The 374-nt window shown below is 55.1% G+C and carries 1 protein-coding gene; it reads left to right on the forward strand.

The genetic code is table 11. From position 1 onward, the window contains the following. Positions 1 to 374 (forward strand): 4-hydroxythreonine-4-phosphate dehydrogenase PdxA (locus ACYP03_RS24640; protein WP_459782473.1); only part of this gene is annotated, 374 nt, incomplete at both ends.

Genomic DNA, 374 nt, shown 5'->3' on the forward strand with positions numbered 1-374 from the left:
GCCAGCTTGACGAGCACAACGGTCACTATGTGCTGGACACCCTCCGCCGTGCTGCCGAAGGCAATATGGACGGCGAATTTGCCGCTCTGGTGACCGGGCCGGTTCATAAAGGCATTATTAACCGTGCGGGCGTCTCGTTCAGCGGTCACACAGAGTTTTTCGCCCAGCAGGCACAATCCAACCAGGTGGTGATGATGCTGGCGACAGAAGGGCTGCGTGTTGCTCTGGTTACCACTCACATCCCGCTGGCCTATGTGGCTAAAGCAGTGACCGAAGATCGTATTCATCAGGTGATTCGGGTCCTGCATGCCGATCTGGTCAGCAAATTTGGCATCAAACAGCCGAAAATTTATGTTTGTGGCCTCAACCCGCAT

The sequence above is a fragment of the Photobacterium sp. R1 genome (assembly GCF_054600795.1).